Raw genomic sequence first — 19,923 nt, 5'->3', positions numbered from 1 at the left:
TTTACGCTGTCGCGACTCTAAAGCGCTCTGGAATCTTAGTAATGCTTTGACGGTAGCTGAACCACAAGTAGGTTACCGCTAACGAGAAGAACAAGTAAGACAAAGCAAACACGATTGGAGAAGTAATCAACTCAGCTGACATCCCCCACATTACACCAACTACGGTAATCGTCAGCTTAGACAACATGCCACAGATCAATAAGAACAAAGCAAGCTGTGGGAAGCGGGAGCTACGGAATGCGAAGAAGTAGCAACTGCCAACGGCAAGTGTTGCAATAGACAAACCTAGCATGAATGAATGGATGTGATCTGCTGATGCAACACCTGCAGAAACAGAAGCCATAAGTAATAAGAACAATTTCATAAGTCACCTCACTACAAGTAGAGAAAAGCATCCTTTCATTAATGAAAACTCATTTTGCGCCCTATTTTGCTTATCTATTTAGCAATTACAAGCACAATTTTTGTTCAATTTATGTTCACTCCATCCTTCCGAATTAAGTTATTACAAGCAGTTAACATTCTCTAATTTATAAACCCTTTAGTTCCTGCACTTACAGAAAACAGTCTCTATTTTGCCCACTTTTGTTACAGAACATTAACACTAAAATATTTTGAAACTTTTTGCTTAAACTGTGAACCAAACACTCAGCTTCACGCTATCCACCTTGTTTCACTTAGGATCTCACTACCAAACCAGCGATTCTTTACGTTAGATCAACATTTTCTTCATATATAAAACCATCCCATTACAAACATTTTTAATGCTTCAAATTATTTTTAGTGACAGGGGTAAAAAGAGATTCCAATCACACATTTATTGGTTATAATCCGCGCTCATTACGTTATGTGTTGAAAAACGCAAACTTATTTTGAGCAAACCTTATCTTTAAACCGACCCCTCTTTGCTATTTGCCTAGGGGTATTACTGAGAACAAAAATGAGCAAGATTGATAAAGCTATGCGCATCCTGTTAGCAGGATTCTGTATCAACCTTTGTCTTGGCATCCTGTATGCTTGGAGTGTATTCAACAAAGCACTAGTGACAGAGTCAGGCTGGAGCGCAGCAGAAGCATCTGCACCTTACGCGACTGCAACTATTACTTTCTCTATCTGTCTTCTTGTTGCAGGTATTCTTCAAGACCGTATGGGCCCACGTTTGATCCTTATCCTAGGTACTGTTCTTACAGGTCTAGGCATGATTGCGTCTGGTTTTGTTAACTCGCCTCTAATGCTGAACATCACTTTCGGTGTGATCACTGGTGCAGGTATCGGTTTTGGTTACGCGTGTCTTTCTCCTTCAGCAATGAAGTGGTTCCACGCATCTAAGAAAGGTATGGTTAACGGCATCATCGCAGCAGGTTTCGGTCTAGCAGCTATCTACCTAGCTCCTGTGACTTCTGCGCTGATCGACAGCATGGGCATTCAAACAAGCTTCCTAGTTCTTGGTGTTGGTATCCTTGCTATCGCTGTTCCTCTAGCAGCAACAATCAACAACCCACCAGCGGATTACACGCCAGCAGAGCCTAAAGTAAAAGAAGGTCAAGCACCGAAGGTTGTTAAGAAGTCTGACGACCTAACGTGGAAAGCAATGCTTAAAACGCCACAGTTCTACTCTCTATGGATCATGTACGCGTTCGCAGCTTCTGTTGGTCTAATGATCATCGGTAACATCACGACTATCGCAAGTGTTCAAGCGAACCTACCAAACGCAGTTTACCTAGCGTCTATCCTTGCGGTATTTAACTCAGGCGGTCGTGTAGCAGCAGGTATGCTTGCAGACAAGATCGGCGGCGTACGCACTCTTCTTCTAGCGTTCGTTCTACAGGGCATCAACATGGTTCTGTTCGCAACGTTCAAGACTGAGTTCACGCTGATCATCGGTACAGCAATCGCGGCAGTAGGTTACGGTACGCTTCTAGCAGTATTCCCTACTCTAACGGCTGAATTCTACGGTCTGAAGAACTACGGCACTAACTACGGCGTGCTATACACAGCATGGGGTATCGGTGGTGCAATCGGTGCTGCTGTTGTTGGTTTCTCAATGACTAACGGTGACGGTTACACGCTTGCTTACACGATCTCAGCGGCAATGATGGCGGTATGTATCGTACTGGCGTTCATCACTAAGCCACTGACTGAAGCGAAAGTAGCACAACTGAAAAACGCTTAATTGCCAGTCCAGTTCTATTTATCTAGTAGATCTGCAGAAATTGATTCGAAAAAGGCTTAACCTATGGGTTAAGCCTTTTTTATTGTTAGTTGGTTATGGAAAACACCGTCGAACTCGCGCCAGATTACTATCTCGATAACTTCTTTAAGCTCACACAGCACGCTACCGAGTGGTACAGCGACTTACTTTGCTCAGATGAGCACCAATGGCTATCCGCGTTTGAAAGCTTAAACAAACCCGCACAGTGTCTTCTTGTTCGTCTATACAGCCGTAAAGGGTGCTGGTTTCGCAGCGACAAACTCAACTATCAAGAAATCGAGAATATCCAGTCTACTTTGGATGAATTGGCAGCTCATGATTTTGTCTCGCTCTCCCCTGACCTAACAACGCAAGAATTAGCAGCGAATCTACTGACCAAGCCAGAGATCGCCACACTCTATCCTGAGCATCCTAAATCCCTCAAGAAAGAGGCGTTAGTGGCATGCCTAAGTGAAGAGCGTTTCGAGCTATTTGAGGCTCTGGATTTCACGGTGATTAAGCTGAACTCCGCACACATGATTGATGTTTTGCTGACGCTGTTTTTTGCTAATACCCATCAAGACCTCAGCCAGTTCGTGCTCGATGATTTAGGCTTACACCAATTCGAACAATACCAGTTAAGTAAAGCGCGTCGATTTTTCGAGAGCAGAGAGCAAATCGACCGTCTTATTGAGCTCAGCCAGCTCTCCAACCTTTATTGGCAATGCGACAGAAAACAAAAAGCGAATCTCGATGTTCTTATCGAAGCGATGCCAGAACGGGTTGAACATCGCTACGTCGACCGTAAACGTGAACACATGATTAACGACATTGCCCGCGATTACGAGCGCATAAACGAACTTGAAATTGCAATCGCACTGTTTGAGACGACCACACTCGCGCCAAGCCGAGAACGTCGTGCTCGCATCTACGACAAGCTAGAACAAAACGATTTATTTAGTGACATTGTCACGGATATGCTCGCTGACCCTATTGATATCTCTGAGTTTGAGGTGGCACAGAAGCTCGAACAACGCGTTAAACGTAAACAAGGCTTGAAAGTCCCGAGAGCCACCAACCCAAAATGCAGCGAATACCACATCGAATTGGATCTATCTCAGCAACGGGTGGAGCTCGCAACCAAAGCGCATTTCGAAAGTTTAGGTTGGACCGTTTTCTATTCCGAGAATACTCTACTTAACAGCCTGTTGGGCTTAACCTTATGGGATGCGATTTTTGCACCGATAGAAGGCGCATTCATTAACGCTTATCAACATCGACCATTGGATTTGTATCACGCCGATTTTGCCGATAAAAGAAAGCAGCTTATCGACAATGCGCTTGAGCAAGTTCAACAAGGGAATACACAGGCTTTGTTTGATACATACCGAGATAAAATTGGTATCAGTAATCCCTTCGTCAGTTGGGCATATGTGAACGAAGAGTTGTTATCCCTTGCTCTTGAACACATCCCTAATGTCCTGTTGGTCGAACTGTTTAACGTGCAGTTAAGCGACCTAAAACTCTATCGAAACGGTATGCCGGATTTGATTGCATTTAAAGATGGGAAGTTTGAATGGATAGAAGTGAAAGGTCCGGGCGATAAACTCCAAGATAACCAATGGCGTTGGATCAAGGAGTTCAATCGCCTCAATGTGCCGTTCTCAGTCTGTTATGTATACCCAAGTGACTTCAAGATGCAGGATTCAGAGCGTTGTCATTGATTCGAGGTCAAGGAAAACGACGCCGCGTAATAGCCAGCTCTTTCCAAGTTGTTTGACGCAGAGATCGGGGCAATGACACGCTCCCGAAGGGCGAGCTGTCTTGGCTTGTATACTTTGTTGTCGATTCTTGATTTAGAGTGACTAGATCTTTAAATCGCCGCCGCGTCTACAAACCAAGTCATTCTCGCTGAACCTAGCATCTCGAGGTTACTTGGGTATAACAGCACAAGGTTAAGAAAAGAGCCAGAATGGTCTTAGCTACTTACTTTGGCGTTCTTCTGCCCTTTCTTCTCTTTCAATTGATCAATCACGTAGCTTGGTGCGACTTTCTCTAGTTCGCCCAAGCACTCATCTGTTTTCGGGTTGTCGTAACGAACATAAATGTCACAAACCGCATAAAGCTGTTCCGGCGCACCAGAGATCAAATACGCTTGCTCAAAAGACTTCACCGATTTGTCTAGGTTGTAGTCTTCTTGCAGTACGCCATTGAGATACCAGTAGTAGCTGTTATCTTTCGCCATGTTGGCCGCTTTTTCGATTTCTGTCGCTGCATTCTTCTTCTCATCCAAACGCACCAGCGTCAGCGCTTTCGAGTAATGCAAAGACGCATTATCAGGATGAAGTTTGATCGCAGAATCCAACGTCTTGACCGCATCGGCATCGCGTTGCTGCGCTCGGTAGTTGTCGGCCAAGCTTAACCAAATTTGTGGATTTTCAGGCTGATTGGTTACCAAAGCTTGATAGATTTTATCTGCTTTATCCCATTCATGATGCCAACGATACACATCCGCTAATAACAGTTTGGAGCCGTCGTCTTTCTTGTGCTCTAAGTAGCTGATCAGTTCAGCAACCGGCGCTTCAAGCGTTTGCTGCTGCTCGCTGCTCACGTTAGAAAAATCACGCACTAAATTGGTCGCAGCAGTAATACGAACCATCGCCTCTGGATCACTCAACAGTGGCTCAATCATACGCCAACGATGCTCAATCGTGTAAGGTTCAGCGCCAACGATAGCCGCTTCACGAATCGCAGCGTCTTGGTCTTGTAAGCTGCGTGCAACTGCCACCAGCGCGTTTTGACTTGGGTATTTCGCGAGCTCATGCAACGCTTCAATACGCTTTTCTACTGGCTGTTTCACGTCTTGAGCTTGATAAGACCACTTCGCAACCACTTGCTGTGGCGACATCTGTGCTGAATGGGTTTCCTCAGCACTTGTTACGCTCGCAGAAGAAACTTGGTCCGGTGCTAACAAGGTTTCATCCTGCGCTGCAACAGATTGGCTTACGGTGACGCCTAGAGCGATGGCTAATAACGTTTTTGAGAATGTCATATCAATCCCCTTAAAATTTGGTTTCGAATACAGGACGCTTCGCCGCTTGTTGGCGTAAAACGGCATCACTGTATTTGCCATGTGCCACAGGGTTACCCGTTGCACGAAGAATGTATGCCATTGCCTTATCAGCATGAGAGAAGAACTTTTTCCAACCTGCACACAGGTAGTTCAACCCAGGTTCACCGTCTTTGGTGCGAATGAAACGGTTTTTCGGACACTCGCCGTAGCAAGCGAATTGGTAATCACACTGTTGGCACTGCTTGGTTAGCGAGCGAGTCTTGGCAAAGCCAAACTTTTGCTGCTCAGGACCATACGCCAACGTGTCTAATTTTTCGTGGTGGATGTTGCCAATCTTGTATTCTGGGTAAACGTAATGGTCACAAGCAAAAACATCGCCGTTTGGTTCAATTGCCAAGCCTTTACCGCAGATTTCACCGAGTGTACAAAGCGGGTTTCTGCGACCCATCCACGCCTCGACACTCGCTTCAAAGTATTGAACGAAGACTTTACCAATGTCGTTTTGTACCCACTCATCGAAAATAGCGATAAGGAAGTTACCCCAAGCCTCGTCCGCGACACACCAAGATTCAACGACCGAGTCTTTGTGACCAGGAATAAGACGCTTGTCGCCTTGTCTCAACTGCTCTTGCGGCTCCCATGTTTGAGGTGCGGTAGTACGGAACGTTTTTTGCTCAACAATCGGGATAAACTGCATTTGAGGAGAGCGAACTTCATCACGTAGGAATCGGTACACTTCAAGTGGGTTACGGCTCGTTAGGTTATTCACACAAGTCAGTGTCGCGAACTTTACTTCATGAGCGTGCAAGAGCTCCACAGCATTCATCACTTGCTTGAACGTGCCTCGCCCTGCTCGGTTGGTACGGTAAGCATTGTGTAACATCTCTGGTCCGTCGATACTCAAGCCGACCAAAAAATTATTCGCTTTTAGAAATGCACACCAGTCATCGTTCAGCAACGTACCGTTGGTTTGCAAATCGTTGGAAATTATCACACCTTCAGGCTTGTACTTCGCTTGAAACTCAACAATTTTCTTGAAGTAATCCAAACCCAACATCGTTGGTTCACCACCCTGCCAAGAGAAGATGATTTCTGGTGTGTTTTGCCCTTCAATGTATTGGCGAATGTAAGTTTCAAGTGTTGCTTCATCCATTACTGGCGTGCAGCCTTTTTTATACTCAAGTAAGTCCTGCTTGCTGAGATAGTAACAGTACGTACAGTCTATGTTACATGCCGCACCAATTGGCTTTGCCATCACATGTAAACGCTTAGACGCTTTACCATTGAACTGAGGACCTTGAGTAATATGCATGAGTCACCTTTAGCGGAATGAAAGTTAAGATGATAAGACCATAACAACGCCATTCTCACCTTGATGACCTAATCATAAATCCCATTAATACAAGAGGCTTGTTATACCGTTTATAACCTTTTTTCATAGCGTTTATTGCTAATATTTATCGTGACTTTTTTGGCGAGAAACTATTGATGAAATCATTTAAAAGCAAATCGTTAACCGCACTTTCCATTCTATCATTCAGCGTATTAATGAGTGGTTGTGCGACTCAATCACCGCACCCTATCGCGCTCAACATTGATCAAGACATGGTGTTGGTTGAAGGCGGTTCATTTGTCATGGGATCGGACAGCGACTCCGCCAAGAAGGCAGAAACCCCAGCACGCGAAGTAAAGGTAGACGGCTTCTACATTTCCAAATTCGAGGTCACTCAAGAATTGTTTGAATCTGTCATGGGTTCTTCAATGAGTTACTTCCAAGGTGCAGACATCCCGGTTAACAACTTGAGCTGGCAGCAGGCGAATTACTTCATCGAGAAGTTGAACGAGCTGACCGGTGAAAACTACCGCTTACCGACAGAAGCGGAATGGGAGTTTGCCGCAAAAGGGGGTAACAAGAGCCAAGGTTTCACTTACGCAGGTTCAAACAACATTGCTGATGTGGCGTGGTATGCCGACAACTCCAAAAACCAAGCTCATCCCGTTGGTCAAAAACAACCTAATGAACTTGGTCTGTATGACATGACAGGTAACGTTGGTGAGTTCGTGATCGACGCGTATGACGATACTTTCTACCGCTATGGCACAACCGAGAATCCAAACAACGCTAAAGATGAAAAAGCCGGCCTAGCACACAAGTCCGTGCGAGGCGGCAGCTTTGCTTATGATTCTGATGAATCAGAGAATTTCCGTCGTGATTTCGCTAGCCAGTCTATAATTATGTCGGACATGGGACTTCGCCTTGCTAAAGATGCTGATTAAGCACGATTACGCATGAGAAGCGACGTTACTGCCCCTTTGCGAGTTCTTAACAAGTAATTACGTCTATGGTTAGGGAAAGAGGCTAAACCCGCGTTGTTCTTCTCTATACCCAAGTAACCTCGAGATGCAAAGTTCAGCGAAAGTAACTTGGGTAGATATTTCACCTCGAATGTACTCGAACAATACATACAAACTTAGGTAAATAATAATATGAACAAGAAACACATCTGCGCCCTAGCTGTCTTATCTGGCTTATCTTTTTCTGCGATGGCACTAGACTGCGATCCAAACTTATTACCATCATGGAAAGATGGCGACAGCAAAACGGCTATTGTGAACTATGTTGACCAATCGATGGATACAACCAAGTCGACGTTCATTCCTGAACAAGACCGTATCGCGGTATTCGACAATGACGGTACCTTATGGTCGGAAAAACCATTCTACTTCCAACTGGCTTATGCGCTAGACGAAGTGAAACTCATGGCAAAAGACCACCCAGAATGGAAGACAAAAGAGCCGTTCAAATCCGTATTGAATGATGACATCGAAAGCGTCTTTAAGGGTGGTGAAAAAGCGCTACTTGAGATCGTAAAAGTCACCCACAGTGGCATGACAGTAGAAGAATACCAACAGAAAGTTTCTGAGTGGTTGAAAGCCGCAAAAGATCCGCGTTTCGGCAAAGCTTACACAGAGCTGACTTATAAGCCGATGCGTGAAATGGTGACCTACCTGCAAGAACACGGCTTTAAAACTTACATTGTCTCCGGCGGTGGCGTGGACTTTATGCGTGTTTGGGCACCAGAGGTTTACGGCATTCCAGAACAACAAATCATTGGTAGTGCACTGAAATACAAGTACGACTACAACGACGGTAAGCCAACCGTCACTAAGCTAGATGAGATCCTGACCATTGATGACAAAGCGGGCAAAGTTGAAAATATTCAACAAATCATTGGTAAGAAACCAGTACTCGCTATTGGTAACTCAGATGGTGACCACGCAATGATGCAATGGGCAACAAGCCAACCAAACTCTATGGCAATGATCGTTCATCACACTGATGAAGATCGCGAGTGGAAGTACGACCGTAAATCGAGTGTGGGGCACTTAGACAAAGCGATGGATGAGGCCAACCAACGTGATAACTGGCACCTGATCGACATGAAAAATGAGTGGTGTACGGTTTACTAAATACGCCTTTGTAGATGAGAGACTCCCCTTCATGGGGAGTTTTTTATTTATTTTCAAACGTTAGGCTTTTCTTCACGATCACTTCACGACTCTTCACACACAATGCCTCTCATCAAAACGAAGAGGTAAAACAAAAATGACAAGAACACTCCTGACAATCCTAGCGGCAAGCTCTTTCTCTGTTGCAGCAGCGCCCTATGTAGGTTTGGAATATGGATTCGGCACGACTGACCACGATTTTGAGACATCTTTTGACGCTGACGGTGTGAATCTAAACCCTGAATTGGAAGACGGTATTTTTGGTGGCTTTGTTGGCTACTCTATTAACGACTCTTGGGCAGTAGAACTGGGTTACAACCAATTTGAACTAGAAGATAGCCGCTCAAAGAACCTAGGCATCCAGAATATTGATGGGAAAGACTACCACCGCGAAATGGAATGGGATTCATCCATCAAGGCAAAACAAATCACGCTTGCACCTGTGTTTAGTTATGCATTAAACGATAAATGGACCACCAAAGTAAAAGCGGGTCTGAGCTACACACAATACGAATCGAAAGCCGGTAAGTACGAAGAGCACGAACTGGTTTCAAATGACGATGTGGAAATGAGCAAAACCCTTTTCCACAGCACAGAAAAGAATAACGAGTTGGGTGCCGTCTTCTCTGTTGGTGCGGAATACAAAATCTTCCCTCAATTGACCATCGGCGCAAACGCGAAGTACCAACTTGATAGCTACGCAAACACAGCATCGATTAACGTAGGTTCAACCTACTACTTTTAATATAGGAAGCCTCTAGCATGAAGAAACTGATCTTAGCTACCACACTCGCTCTTTTATCAGGCTCTGCGTTGGCCGCTTTTACTGGCCCAACGACATCAGCCATTAATACCGTCAAAGAAGCGCAGAATGCCGCTGACGATAGTTTTGTTCTGTTAACGGGGAACATTGTCCAAGCCTTAGGTGACGAGACTTACTTGTTTAAGGATGAGACGGGCGAAATCCAAGTTGAAATCGACAACGAAGATTGGATGGGCCAAGACGTATCACCACAAGATAAGGTCGCGATTCGTGGTGAAGTTGATTCAGAGTGGACAACAATGCAAATCGACGTTGATACTATCCAAAAAATCTAAGCTCTCCGCGCTAAAAACGACAAAGCCACCTCACTTAGGTGGCTTTTGTGTATAAGTTTAAATTTATTATGAATCGACACATAAGCAAGGGCAATTCGGTGGAAGTACCAAGTTGATGCTTCTAGCTTGAACATCAAAACGAATTTTACTCGAGCGGTAAGGCTCACCATCTAAGTTGAGCGGCAACAACTTAGGAAAATCGATTTCTAACCAACTTGCCTGAGTGTGTTTAACGAATTGCCCTAGTTCGGTTGGATTTTGAATTTCCTGAATGACTTGCGGCAATTCATGAGGCAGAAATGGGTGAACGAGAGTGATGTCCATAACACCGTCGTCAATGAATGCATTTGGGGCGAGCTCTTGCCCTCCGCCAGCCAAACGACTGTTACAGAATGCACCAACTAGGATTTCCCCATTATAGCTGCCTTGTTTTATCGTGACCGTCCCATCGTAGGGTTTAAAACCGAGCGCTTTTACCAATCCCGTCAATGTGTATGCACCGCCCCCAAGAAAGTTCTTCAGCTCTACGGGCGTCTCTGCGGTAATTTCTGCACCAAACCCTGCAGCCGCAACATTCATAAAATAACGATCATTGGCTTTTACGCTATCGACTGCCACAGCATCACCGTTTATCGCCAGCGCTAATGATTCGCGAATCGTCGTGGGAATTTGCGTCGCCGTCGCAAAGTCATTCGCGGTTCCCATCGGAATAATCGCCAGCTCAGGTCGGCGATCTACTTCGATTTGGTTTAATGCCGTTACCGCTTCATTAACAGTGCCATCGCCACCAGCCACAACAATACGCTTAACGCCTTCATTGACCGCTTCTCGGACCAAACGCGCCATATCTTGAGATTCCCATGTCACGCGAACTTGAACATCTACGCCCTGCTCCCGCATGCGGAAGATCTCGTTACGCAACTCTGGAGTACCCGCTTTTTTACCATTTAAAATGGCACGTATTGCCTTCATACTTACTCCTCGTTATCGAATCGCTTTACCCGCTTGTTTGATTTGCGTTCTTAACCATTGGTGGGCGCTTTCATTGCTACGACTCGAATGCCAAATTGCACAAAGATCATGCTCACTGTCACTAAATGGCAGCGGAACCGCTTTGATATTATAGGTTTTAGAAAAATGGTTGATGGTCGAAAACGGTAACATTCCGATGTACTCACTCCCATCGATCACTGGCAACATTTCCATTGCCCCTGCGGCGCGATAAACAATATTGCGACTCGCCAAGTCTTCAATGTCTTCTCCCGTCAACAAACTGTTTCTAGCATGCCAACGAGACACCACAACGTGCTCTTCTGCCAAAAATTGCTTCACCGTACATGTATCTTGAATTCTAGGGTGCTCAGCATTGCATACCACCATCAAACGCTCGGAAAAAATCGGTTCCATTTTCAGTACGGTGCGCCCACGCGGCGGAAGATCAATGATCAAGTCATAGCGCTGTAGGCGCAGGTCACTCTCATAATCTTCAGTAAAAAGTGGGTGAACTTCGAGCGTAATTTTTGGGGCATGCTCTCGAATCTGGCGCATTAATTGTGGCATCAACTCATAACTGGCTACCGAAACACAAGCGATCGAGAAAATACGATTAGAAACTTTAGGATCGAAACTACTTGAGGCGGAGAGTGTAGAAGTGAAGTTTTTTAGCGCCGCTACCATGGCTGGATAAATATCCATCGCGAAGCTGGTCGGCTCAACGCCAGAATTACTGCGGTGGAACAACGGCTCATCATAGATATCACGCAAGCGTGCAAGGGCCTTGCTCACAGCGGGTTGGCTTATATCTAATCGGGCAGCAGCCTTAGATAGGTTCTGCTCTTCATAGATTGCCACAAAAATGGGGATGAGATTTAAATCAGTACTTTTCATTTCGCCAACATAAAACGGGGAGTTAGTTTTATTTTAGCTAACAGTCTGATCTGAAACGAGCCAAAGCACTGGATTTGAGCGTTTATGCATGTTTTCGACAGTTTTGACCCTCCACTGACGAAGACAATTCTGAAAACCGCTCAAGATTTTCCTAGATACGGCGTGAGAAACTCGCTGGCCGCTTCGCCACACAAACCGACCTCGACGTCGACACCACCAGCTTTGAGCATATCGATACCGCGACCTGCATTGCGAGGGTCAGGGTCTAACATGGCAACCACAACTTTCTGGATACCACAATTAACGAGTGTCGCAGCACAAGCTGGCGTTCGCCCAACAAAAGAACAAGGCTCTAATGTCACATATGCCGTTACTTCGCTCAAGTCACCTTGATAAGCCTTTAACGCTTCAACTTCAGCATGGTTACCACCAATCGCTTGAGTGTACCCCTCTGACACAATCTGACCGTCTTTCACGAGTACACAGCCGACAGGTGGGTTTGGTTGACAAGCAGGCAACGCGTTGCGAGACACTTCCAACGCGCGAAGCATAAATTGTTGGCTCATTTGATGTTGATTCTCAATATTCAAAATTTGGGTGATGGATTCTAACGCCAGCATGCTTTCCTCGCTATATAAAAGTGTTTGCAATATTGATACGTTTTGTCCCATCAAACAATTCACTCTCCTCCCTTTTTCCATAAAAAACGGGGCGAACCGAAGTTGCCCCGCTTTAATTAGACCCAATGAAGTCAACCTCCTGAACGACGAGTTGACTTGGGTACTCACTCTTCAGACCGCATTCCGAAGTGTTGGCTAACGAATTCTCATCGTCAGTTCAACTGCACGAAGTTGTGCCAATGCCTTGTTCAACTCCATGTGTGCCTGTGCAAAGCTAATGTCGTCCATGTGCGCACGAATATTTTCTTCCGCCGCTCTGCGGGCTTCTTCCGCCCTAGCTTTATCAATATCCTTACCGTGTAACGCGGTGTCAGCAAGCAGCGTAACGACATCCGGTTGAACTTCAACTAACCCACCAGAAACGTATAAGATCTCTTCTGGTTTCGATAAATCCCCCACAATGCGAGCAACGCCTGGCTTGATTTTACTGATCAATGGAGAATGGCCCGGACGAATACCGAGTTCACCATCCGCACCAGCGACAGCAAGTGCATGGGCCGGACCAGAGTAGAGAGTACCTTCTGCACTCACCACATTCAGTTGAAACGTACTTTGGGTAACCGCAATGGCCATAGTGCCTCCCGCGCTTTACAGTTTGTTCGCTTTTTCAAGCACTTCATCAATGCTGCCGCAATACATAAACGCTTGCTCAGGTATATCGTCGTATTCACCCGCTAACAACCCCTTAAAGCCGCGAATTGTATCGGCAAGAGAAACGTAAACACCTGGGTCGCCAGTAAATACCTCTGCTACGTGGTATGGCTGAGTAAGGAAACGTTCAATCTTACGAGCACGTGATACCACTTGTTTGTCGTCTTCAGACAATTCATCCATGCCTAAAATGGCGATGATGTCTTTCAATTCTTTGTAGCGTTGTAATGTCTGCTGCACACCACGAGCGATGTCGTAATGCTCTTGACCTACTACTAATGGGTCCAATTGACGAGACGTCGAATCTAACGGGTCAATAGCTGGGTATAAGCCCATTGCCGCGATGTTTCGGTTAAGTACCACTGTCGCATCCAAGTGCGCAAATGTGGTTGCAGGAGACGGGTCAGTCAAGTCATCCGCAGGCACATAAACCGCTTGGATAGACGTGATAGAACCATTTTTAGTCGACGTGATACGCTCTTGAAGCACACCCATCTCTTCTGCCAGTGTCGGTTGATAACCTACCGCAGATGGCATACGACCAAGCAACGCCGATACCTCAGTACCTGCCAATGTGTAACGGTAAATGTTATCCACGAATAACAGTACGTCACGACCTTCATCACGGAAACGTTCTGCGATGGTCAAACCTGTTAGCGCAACGCGTAGACGGTTACCCGGTGGCTCGTTCATCTGACCATAAACCATGGCTACTTTGTCCAGAACACCCGCTTCCTTCATTTCATAGTAGAAGTCATTACCCTCACGAGTTCGCTCACCAACCCCGGTAAAAACCGACAAACCTGAGTGAGCTTTTGCAATGTTATTGATAAGCTCCATCATGTTTACAGTCTTACCAACACCTGCACCACCAAACAGACCGATTTTACCGCCTTTCGCGAACGGGCAAATCAAATCGATAACTTTAACACCCGTTTCGAGCAACTCAGTGCTACTTGATTGTTCTTCATAGCTCGGTGCTTCACGGTGAATCTCGTAAGACACTTGCTCGCCAATAGGACCACACTCATCGATTGGATGACCCAACACGTTCATGATACGACCTAGGGTTTCTTCACCAACAGGAACCGTGATCGGATGGCCTGTTGATTCGACTTCCAGCCCACGTTTAAGGCCGTCAGAAGACCCCATTGCGATACAGCGAACCACACCGCCGCCCAACTGTTGCTGAACTTCCAGCATCAGTGAGCCATCGCTGCCATCGTTTACTTTCAGTGCATCGTAGACTTTCGGGCCTTCACCTTGTTCGAACTCGACATCTACCACCGCACCGATGACTTTGACGATTTTGCCAATACTCATAATCTAAACCTCAAATTCTCTCTCTAAACCGCTTGCGCGCCGGATACAATTTCACTCAACTCTTGAGTAATCGCCGCTTGGCGCGCTTTGTTGTAAACCAGTTGTAGGTCTTCAATAAGTTGCGCTGCGTTATCAGTCGCGGCTGACATTGCCATCATCCGCGCGGCTTGCTCACAAGCGATGCTCTCAACCACACCCTGATAAACCAGCGATTCGACATAACGTTGAATCAAGTGGTCGAGAATGTCTTGAGGAGACTGCTCGTAGAGGTAATCCCAACGAGCTTCTTTATCACGTGAAATGTCTTCTTTCGGGAACGGCAGCATTTGCAGTACCGTTGGCTTTTGCACCATGGTGTTTACAAACTGGTTGTAAACGAGGAACAAGCGGTCGATTTTGCCTTCGGAGTAGTGCTCCATCATGGCGTTAACCGCGCCCAACATGTCTTCTAGTTTTGGTGCATCACCAAGGCCAGAAGTTTGCGCCATTACTTTCCCGAGGGACTGGAAAAAGCTGATTGCTTTCGAACCAATGAGCGTCGTATCTACTTCAACGCCCTTCTCTTGCCAGCCTTGCATTTCTGCCAATACTTTTTTGAACAAGTTACTGTTCAGGCCACCACACAACCCCCGATCGGATGAGATGATGATGTAAGCCACTCGCTTCACTTCGCGTTCTTGAAGGAAAGGATGGCTGTACTCCAGCGTACCGGACGAGACGTGACCGATAACCTTACGCATGTTTTCCGCGTAAGGACGGGACGCCTGCATGTTCTCCTGCACTTTGCGCATCTTGCTGGCGGCGACCATTTGCATCGCACTCGTAATCTTTTGCGTGCTACTCACGCTAGCAATTTTGGTGCGAATCTCTTTGGTATTTGCCATAACGGACTCCTGTTAGTGGTCCTACGATTGCAGCGCAGTGAACTCTTTCAGCAAGCTGTGTAGCTCACTCTCGATCTCGTCGTTGTAATCACCGGATTGGTTGATCTTGTCCAGTAGCGGCTGCGCGTTTGTACGACCAAATGCCATCAACTCTTCTTCAAAACGAGAGATTTGGTTTAATGCCACATCAGTGAGGTAACCTTTCTCTGCTGCAAAGATCGCCAGTGCTTGCTCAGCAACCGTCATTGGTGCGTACTGTTTCTGCTTCATGAGTTCCGTTACTTTCTCACCGTGATCAAGCTGACGACGTGTAGCTTCATCTAGGTCAGAAGAGAACTGAGCAAATGCGGCCAATTCACGGTATTGCGCCAACGCAGTACGAATACCACCAGACAGTTTCTTGATCACTTTGGTTTGCGCTGCACCACCTACACGAGATACCGAAATACCTGGGTCAACCGCTGGACGTAAGCCTGAGTTGAATAGCTGAGTTTGTAGGAAGATTTGACCATCGGTAATCGAGATTACGTTGGTTGGTACGAACGCCGATACGTCACCCGCTTGGGTTTCGATGATTGGCAGTGCGGTTAGAGAACCTGTTTTGCCTTTTACTTCACCGTTAGTGAATCGCTCTACGTATTCTTCGTTAACACGTGCTGCACGTTCTAGTAGGCGTGAGTGGAGGTAGAAAACATCACCCGGGAAGGCTTCACGACCTGGTGGACGTTTTAGAAGTAGTGAGATTTGACGGTAAGCCACCGCTTGTTTTGATAGGTCATCATAAACAATCAGCGCATCTTCACCACGGTCACGGAAGTATTCGCCCATGGTACAACCTGCGTATGGCGCTAGGTATTGCAACGCTGCTGCTTCTGATGCTGACGCAACCACAACGATGGTGTTTTCTAGTGCGCCGTGCTCTTCTAGCTTGCGAACCACGTTGGCAATGGTCGATGCTTTTTGACCAATTGCGACGTAAATACATTTAACGCCCAGTTCTTTTTGATTGATGATGGCATCAATCGCCATCGCGGTTTTACCTGTCTGACGGTCACCGATGATCAACTCACGTTGACCACGGCCGATTGGCACCATGGAGTCTACTGCTTTGTAACCGGTTTGGATTGGTTGGTCGACAGACTTACGGTCGATAACACCAGGGGCAATCACCTCAACTGGGTCCATACGATCGAATGACACTGCGCCTTTACCATCGATTGGTTGACCTAGCGTGTTCACTACACGACCTAGCAAACCGTTACCGACTGGCACTTCAAGAATACGACCTGTGCCTTTTACCTTCATCCCTTCTGATAAGTCCGCATATGGGCCCATCACAACGGCGCCGACGGAATGACGCTCTAAGTTCAGTGCCAACGCAAAGCGGTTATCTGGCAGTTCTAGCATCTCGCCTTGCATAACATCTGCAAGACCGTGAATTGTGATGATGCCGTCACTCACAGAGACGATAGTGCCTTCATTTCTCGCTTCACTTTCGAGGTTGAAGTTATCAATTCGCTCTCTGATTAATTCACTAATTTCATTTGAATTTAATTGCATTTCTATACCCCGTTACACATGTAGGTTGGTCGCCAATCGACTGAGATTGGTAAGAACACTGCCGTCATACACGGTCTGTCCTGCTGTGATTACCACACCACCTACAAGGGATGGATCCAGTTGTGTTTCTAACGTAATGGCTTTACCGTATTTTTCGGTTAATGCTTGTTTAAGCCTTGCCATTTGTTCCTCATCCAGAGGTTCTGAAGCACGCACTGTTACTGTCATGGTTCGCTCGTATTCGGCTTTCATTTCAAAGAACTGAATCGCCACTTCTCCCAGCGCTTTTAAACGCTTGCTCTCTTCCATAATGCGAAGAAAGTTCTCGAAACTTTGATTTAACCATTCGCCACCAGCGTGAAGAATCAAATCCAGTAATGGCTGTTCCGAGCCTTCTTCACTGAGATCATCCAGAATCAGAAGTGTGTTTGGTTGTTCCATGATGACTTGAGTAATGGCAAACATCTGTTGCCAGTCATCCAAGCACTCTGCGTCACGAGCGTAATCAAACGCCGCTTTCGCGTAGGGTTGAGCCACTATTGTCAAATCGGACATGTGCCCTCCTACATTTCGTTGATGAAGCGGTTCACCAAGTCGCGGTTAGCCGAGCTATCCAGATTGCGATTTATCAGCTTACTGGCACTTTCAATCACCAGATCCGCCATTTCATCTTTCAACTCTTGGCGAACTTTGCTGCGCTCGCTTTCCACTTCTGCTTTGCCTTCTGCGACAATGCGCGCTTTCTCTTGCTTTGCCAGTTCAACGGCGTCTGCAACCATTTGATCTTGACGTTGCTTACCTTGGTTGATGATGGCCTGAGCTTTAGAGCGAGCTTCTGTCAGTAGCGCTTCACCATTCGCTTTTGCCAGTTCCAACTCTTTTGCTGCTTTTTCAGTTTGTTCAAGACCTTGAGCAATTTCAGCACGACGCTCATCAATCAGTTTTACAAGTGGTGGCCAGACATATTTCATGCAAAGCCAAACGAAAATCACGAAGGAGATCGCCTGACCAAACATTGAGGCATTTAAGTTCATAGCACCCTCTCTTCTATAACGTTATGAAATTGATTAATTCGAATTACGCTACAGCGAAGATGATGTACAAACCGATACCCACACCAATCATTGGCACCGCGTCCACAAGACCCATCATGATGAAGAACTGAGTACGAAGCATTGGGGTTAAATCAGGTTGACGAGCGACCCCTTCAAGGTATTTACCTGCAAGGTTACCGATACCCGATGCGGCACCCGCTGCACCAAGACCAATCAGCAATGCACCCGCCACGTAAAGAACTGCGCTAACGATATCCATAACAACTCCTAGAATTGAATTTTTTAATTAAGAAATAAATTTTTTGATTTAGTGCTCTTCAACAGCCATTCCGAGGTAAACCACGGTCAGAACCATAAAAATAAATGCTTGAAGCACAACAATTAGTATGTGGAATAGTGCCCAAGGAACACTAAGTGCCCATTGCATCCACCATGGCATTAACGCAATTAGTATGAATATCATTTCACCTGCGTACATATTGCCAAATAATCGAAGACCTAAAGATATTGGTTTAGAAATTAATGTTACCAATTCAAGAACTAAGTTCACTGGGTATAACAGAGGATGAGAAAATGGTTGAGTAGTTAACTCTTTAATAAACCCTTTCACACCTTTGTTTTTAAACGTATAACCTAAAACCAAAATAAATACGCCTAATGCCATCGACATCGTAATATTGACGTCGGCTGAAGGTAAGTCACGGAAGTGCTCGACACCTACTGAACGAGTCAGCGCTGGAATCAAATCAACCGGCAACAAATCAACGGCATTCATTAATAATACCCAAACAAATATTGTCAGAGCTAAAGGGCCTATAATCTTGTCTTTAGCTAGAAATATTTCTTTTACGATATTATCGACGAACTCAAATACCATCTCGATCAAACACTGGAATCGCCCCGGAACTCCTTTCGTTCCTTTCGTCACCGCAAAGCGGAATGAAAGGATGAAAACAAGTCCCGTCAACCAAACCATGATCATGGAATCAAGGTTAATTCCAAACCATCCGTTTCCGGTGGTGAGAAAGGTCAGGTGGTGCTCAATATACTCATGAGCGGACTGGACAGTATCCATTTATGCCTTCCTTTCGAAGCGGTCTCTGAACAGCGGCGTTAAGAAGTGACCAAACATCGTCACACAAAAGCCTATCAGGACCACGATGTTGCGAAGAGCCATAAATCGAAACGTCAAAACAAACATTACAATGGTGTAGATGACTTTGATATTTCGACTCAGATGCATGAGGTCACGCAAACTCTCTTCTGGTTTCACCCTAGATTTAATGGACGCGAATACCATGCCGAACAGAGATGGTAGAATCGCGATGAGCACCCCAGTAATCGCTGACTCAGCACTTAGAGATCCACTTCGCATGTATTCATACGCGATGAATACCAGACCCAAAGTTGCTTGAGCAATAAGAATCCTTTTACCAGCTACCAATATTGGATCGTCGTGAATATTAGCTTCCATAAATCACCCTTTAAAATAATTTCGAATTAAACTTCTGATAATTAAACTTCACAAAATACATCAGCCAAGTGACGACAAATTATATTCTGATAAAACCTACTCACAGAATTAATTTAACCTGATAATTATTGTTCACATATTAATAAATCAAAACGGAACCACTCCGTATTTCCGTTTCCCAAGAAATATACACCGATAATTTTAATAATCTGAATCGAAAAACTTGCAAATTATCATTCCATTTTTGAAGTGTTATTTTATTTGAACATTCCAAAAATGAAATATACATTGATTAAGCCGTCTTTATCAGGGTTAAGACGAAAAGCTTGTCACATGGAAGTGACACTCCATCACGAAAGGAGTTAAAGTGATTTATAGGTTATATAATTTTAAAATATACCGACATTAATATATAGCCTACTAATAAACCTGTTTAATATTGCAATGAAATAGCTTTTAAATAGAAACTTAAAAGATAAGAATTAAATATATGTGAAATATATTATTTCTTTGCGTCATTTGTAGCACGTTAAAATA

At 45.4% G+C, this 19,923-nt stretch carries 21 protein-coding genes; 6 read left to right on the top strand and 15 right to left on the bottom strand.

Translation table 11 applies throughout. The features are described 5' to 3' along the window. Position 1: 1 nt before the first annotated feature. Positions 2-364, bottom strand: a complete 363-nt coding sequence (locus ATB76_RS19870; protein ID WP_038867876.1) for a hypothetical protein — start codon at positions 362-364, stop codon at positions 2-4. A gap of 576 nt (positions 365-940) precedes the next feature. Between ATB76_RS19870 and ATB76_RS19865 the strand changes: the two genes are divergently transcribed. Both ATB76_RS19865 and ATB76_RS19860 read left to right on the top strand, forming a co-directional pair. Beyond that, complete coding sequence (locus ATB76_RS19865; protein ID WP_010452181.1) at positions 941-2,173, top strand: OFA family MFS transporter; 1,233 nt, start codon at positions 941-943, stop codon at positions 2,171-2,173. Between the two features lie 95 nt (positions 2,174-2,268). Then, a complete protein-coding gene (locus ATB76_RS19860; RefSeq protein WP_061035995.1) occupies positions 2,269-3,915 on the top strand; it encodes a VRR-NUC domain-containing protein in 1,647 nt (548 codons plus the stop codon). 254 nt (positions 3,916-4,169) lie between these two features. On the opposite strand, the gene ATB76_RS19855 is transcribed toward ATB76_RS19860, so the two are convergent. Together ATB76_RS19855 and ATB76_RS19850 are read right to left on the bottom strand one after the other, a co-directional pair. Further along, positions 4,170-5,243, bottom strand: coding sequence for a tetratricopeptide repeat protein (locus tag ATB76_RS19855; protein WP_038878828.1), 1,074 nt, complete (start codon positions 5,241-5,243; stop codon positions 4,170-4,172). Positions 5,244-5,253: 10 nt separating this feature from the next. Next, positions 5,254-6,576 (bottom strand): anaerobic sulfatase maturase, encoded by a 1,323-nt coding sequence (locus ATB76_RS19850; RefSeq protein WP_061035994.1) that lies wholly within the window; start codon positions 6,574-6,576, stop codon positions 5,254-5,256. 176 nt (positions 6,577-6,752) lie between these two features. Here ATB76_RS19850 and ATB76_RS19845 point away from each other — a divergent pair, with 176 nt between their 5' ends. The 4 genes from ATB76_RS19845 (at position 6,753) to ATB76_RS19830 (ending at position 9,872) form a co-directional block, all read left to right on the top strand. Next, complete coding sequence (locus ATB76_RS19845; RefSeq protein WP_039976900.1) at positions 6,753-7,541, top strand: SUMF1/EgtB/PvdO family nonheme iron enzyme; 789 nt, start codon at positions 6,753-6,755, stop codon at positions 7,539-7,541. A 210-nt stretch (positions 7,542-7,751) separates the two neighbouring features. Beyond that, entirely contained in the window at positions 7,752-8,735 is a 984-nt protein-coding gene (locus ATB76_RS19840; RefSeq protein ID WP_038878833.1) for an HAD family hydrolase, read from the top strand. Positions 8,736-8,871: 136 nt separating this feature from the next. Beyond that, on the top strand, positions 8,872-9,519 hold the full coding sequence (locus ATB76_RS19835) for an AcfA family outer membrane beta-barrel protein (RefSeq protein WP_038867892.1): 648 nt from the start codon (positions 8,872-8,874) through the stop codon (positions 9,517-9,519). A gap of 17 nt (positions 9,520-9,536) precedes the next feature. Further along, positions 9,537-9,872 carry a NirD/YgiW/YdeI family stress tolerance protein gene (locus tag ATB76_RS19830; protein ID WP_039976903.1) on the top strand — a complete coding sequence of 112 codons (336 nt, stop codon included), beginning with the start codon at positions 9,537-9,539 and terminating at the stop codon, positions 9,870-9,872. A 66-nt stretch (positions 9,873-9,938) separates the two neighbouring features. Here ATB76_RS19830 and yegS read toward each other — a convergent pair whose 3' ends face one another. The 12 genes from yegS to ATB76_RS19770 all read right to left on the bottom strand — a co-directional run bounded on the left by yegS (position 9,939) and on the right by ATB76_RS19770 (position 19,386). Then, the gene (gene yegS, locus ATB76_RS19825; protein WP_042606045.1) at positions 9,939-10,844 is read right to left on the bottom strand and encodes a lipid kinase YegS; all 906 of its coding nucleotides are present in this window, start codon (positions 10,842-10,844) and stop codon (positions 9,939-9,941) included. A 12-nt stretch (positions 10,845-10,856) separates the two neighbouring features. Continuing rightward, a complete protein-coding gene (locus tag ATB76_RS19820; RefSeq protein ID WP_038867898.1) occupies positions 10,857-11,759 on the bottom strand; it encodes a LysR family transcriptional regulator in 903 nt (300 codons plus the stop codon). Between the two features lie 140 nt (positions 11,760-11,899). After that, the gene (locus tag ATB76_RS19815; RefSeq protein ID WP_038868111.1) at positions 11,900-12,325 is read right to left on the bottom strand and encodes a bifunctional diaminohydroxyphosphoribosylaminopyrimidine deaminase/5-amino-6-(5-phosphoribosylamino)uracil reductase RibD; all 426 of its coding nucleotides are present in this window, start codon (positions 12,323-12,325) and stop codon (positions 11,900-11,902) included. A 249-nt stretch (positions 12,326-12,574) separates the two neighbouring features. After that, entirely contained in the window at positions 12,575-13,012 is a 438-nt protein-coding gene (locus ATB76_RS19810) for a F0F1 ATP synthase subunit epsilon (protein WP_038878839.1), read from the bottom strand. 15 nt (positions 13,013-13,027) lie between these two features. Further along, positions 13,028-14,413, bottom strand: a complete 1,386-nt coding sequence (gene atpD, locus ATB76_RS19805; protein ID WP_042602448.1) for a F0F1 ATP synthase subunit beta — start codon at positions 14,411-14,413, stop codon at positions 13,028-13,030. Positions 14,414-14,436: 23 nt separating this feature from the next. Next, positions 14,437-15,297 (bottom strand): F0F1 ATP synthase subunit gamma, encoded by an 861-nt coding sequence (gene atpG / locus ATB76_RS19800; protein ID WP_039976906.1) that lies wholly within the window; start codon positions 15,295-15,297, stop codon positions 14,437-14,439. A 21-nt stretch (positions 15,298-15,318) separates the two neighbouring features. Beyond that, positions 15,319-16,857 carry a F0F1 ATP synthase subunit alpha gene (gene atpA, locus ATB76_RS19795; RefSeq protein ID WP_061035993.1) on the bottom strand — a complete coding sequence of 513 codons (1,539 nt, stop codon included), beginning with the start codon at positions 16,855-16,857 and terminating at the stop codon, positions 15,319-15,321. A 12-nt stretch (positions 16,858-16,869) separates the two neighbouring features. Then, positions 16,870-17,412: a F0F1 ATP synthase subunit delta gene (locus ATB76_RS19790; RefSeq protein WP_039976908.1), complete on the bottom strand. Its 543-nt coding sequence runs from the start codon at positions 17,410-17,412 to the stop codon at positions 16,870-16,872. An 8-nt stretch (positions 17,413-17,420) separates the two neighbouring features. Next, entirely contained in the window at positions 17,421-17,891 is a 471-nt protein-coding gene (locus ATB76_RS19785; RefSeq protein WP_038867908.1) for a F0F1 ATP synthase subunit B, read from the bottom strand. A 43-nt stretch (positions 17,892-17,934) separates the two neighbouring features. Continuing rightward, the gene (gene atpE, locus ATB76_RS19780; RefSeq protein ID WP_004730405.1) at positions 17,935-18,171 is read right to left on the bottom strand and encodes a F0F1 ATP synthase subunit C; all 237 of its coding nucleotides are present in this window, start codon (positions 18,169-18,171) and stop codon (positions 17,935-17,937) included. 48 nt (positions 18,172-18,219) lie between these two features. Further along, complete coding sequence (gene atpB, locus ATB76_RS19775) at positions 18,220-18,987, bottom strand: F0F1 ATP synthase subunit A (RefSeq protein ID WP_038867911.1); 768 nt, start codon at positions 18,985-18,987, stop codon at positions 18,220-18,222. After that, positions 18,988-19,386 (bottom strand): ATP synthase subunit I, encoded by a 399-nt coding sequence (locus tag ATB76_RS19770; protein ID WP_005431832.1) that lies wholly within the window; start codon positions 19,384-19,386, stop codon positions 18,988-18,990. It lies immediately after the preceding gene. Positions 19,387-19,923: the final 537 nt, after the last annotated feature.

The sequence above is a fragment of the Vibrio sp. MOR3 genome (assembly GCF_001557775.1).
Classification (GTDB): domain Bacteria; phylum Pseudomonadota; class Gammaproteobacteria; order Enterobacterales; family Vibrionaceae; genus Vibrio; species Vibrio jasicida.
The sequence above is the reverse complement of the archived record's forward strand: the minus strand, read 5'-3'. Positions and strand labels throughout refer to the sequence as shown.

Excerpts from the sequence above, each read along its gene's own strand:
- ATB76_RS19830 (WP_039976903.1), top strand. The coding sequence starts at position 9,537 with ATGAAGAAACTGATCTTAGCTACCACACTCGCTCTTTTATCAGGCTCT.
- ATB76_RS19790 (WP_039976908.1), bottom strand. The coding sequence starts at position 17,412 with ATGTCCGATTTGACAATAGTGGCTCAACCCTACGCGAAAGCGGCGTTT.
- ATB76_RS19840 (WP_038878833.1), top strand. The coding sequence starts at position 7,752 with ATGAACAAGAAACACATCTGCGCCCTAGCTGTCTTATCTGGCTTATCT.
- ATB76_RS19855 (WP_038878828.1), bottom strand. The coding sequence starts at position 5,243 with ATGACATTCTCAAAAACGTTATTAGCCATCGCTCTAGGCGTCACCGTA.
- ATB76_RS19835 (WP_038867892.1), top strand. The coding sequence starts at position 8,872 with ATGACAAGAACACTCCTGACAATCCTAGCGGCAAGCTCTTTCTCTGTT.
- ATB76_RS19845 (WP_039976900.1), top strand. The coding sequence starts at position 6,753 with ATGAAATCATTTAAAAGCAAATCGTTAACCGCACTTTCCATTCTATCA.
- ATB76_RS19815 (WP_038868111.1), bottom strand. The coding sequence starts at position 12,325 with ATGAGCCAACAATTTATGCTTCGCGCGTTGGAAGTGTCTCGCAACGCG.
- ATB76_RS19785 (WP_038867908.1), bottom strand. The coding sequence starts at position 17,891 with ATGAACTTAAATGCCTCAATGTTTGGTCAGGCGATCTCCTTCGTGATT.
- atpD (WP_042602448.1), bottom strand. The coding sequence starts at position 14,413 with ATGAGTATTGGCAAAATCGTCAAAGTCATCGGTGCGGTGGTAGATGTC.
- atpB (WP_038867911.1), bottom strand. The coding sequence starts at position 18,987 with ATGGATACTGTCCAGTCCGCTCATGAGTATATTGAGCACCACCTGACC.
- ATB76_RS19870 (WP_038867876.1), bottom strand. The coding sequence starts at position 364 with ATGAAATTGTTCTTATTACTTATGGCTTCTGTTTCTGCAGGTGTTGCA.
- ATB76_RS19860 (WP_061035995.1), top strand. The coding sequence starts at position 2,269 with ATGGAAAACACCGTCGAACTCGCGCCAGATTACTATCTCGATAACTTC.
- atpA (WP_061035993.1), bottom strand. The coding sequence starts at position 16,857 with ATGCAATTAAATTCAAATGAAATTAGTGAATTAATCAGAGAGCGAATT.
- ATB76_RS19810 (WP_038878839.1), bottom strand. The coding sequence starts at position 13,012 with ATGGCCATTGCGGTTACCCAAAGTACGTTTCAACTGAATGTGGTGAGT.
- atpE (WP_004730405.1), bottom strand. The coding sequence starts at position 18,171 with ATGGATATCGTTAGCGCAGTTCTTTACGTGGCGGGTGCATTGCTGATT.
- ATB76_RS19820 (WP_038867898.1), bottom strand. The coding sequence starts at position 11,759 with ATGAAAAGTACTGATTTAAATCTCATCCCCATTTTTGTGGCAATCTAT.
- ATB76_RS19850 (WP_061035994.1), bottom strand. The coding sequence starts at position 6,576 with ATGCATATTACTCAAGGTCCTCAGTTCAATGGTAAAGCGTCTAAGCGT.
- atpG (WP_039976906.1), bottom strand. The coding sequence starts at position 15,297 with ATGGCAAATACCAAAGAGATTCGCACCAAAATTGCTAGCGTGAGTAGC.
- ATB76_RS19865 (WP_010452181.1), top strand. The coding sequence starts at position 941 with ATGAGCAAGATTGATAAAGCTATGCGCATCCTGTTAGCAGGATTCTGT.
- ATB76_RS19770 (WP_005431832.1), bottom strand. The coding sequence starts at position 19,386 with ATGGAAGCTAATATTCACGACGATCCAATATTGGTAGCTGGTAAAAGG.
- yegS (WP_042606045.1), bottom strand. The coding sequence starts at position 10,844 with ATGAAGGCAATACGTGCCATTTTAAATGGTAAAAAAGCGGGTACTCCA.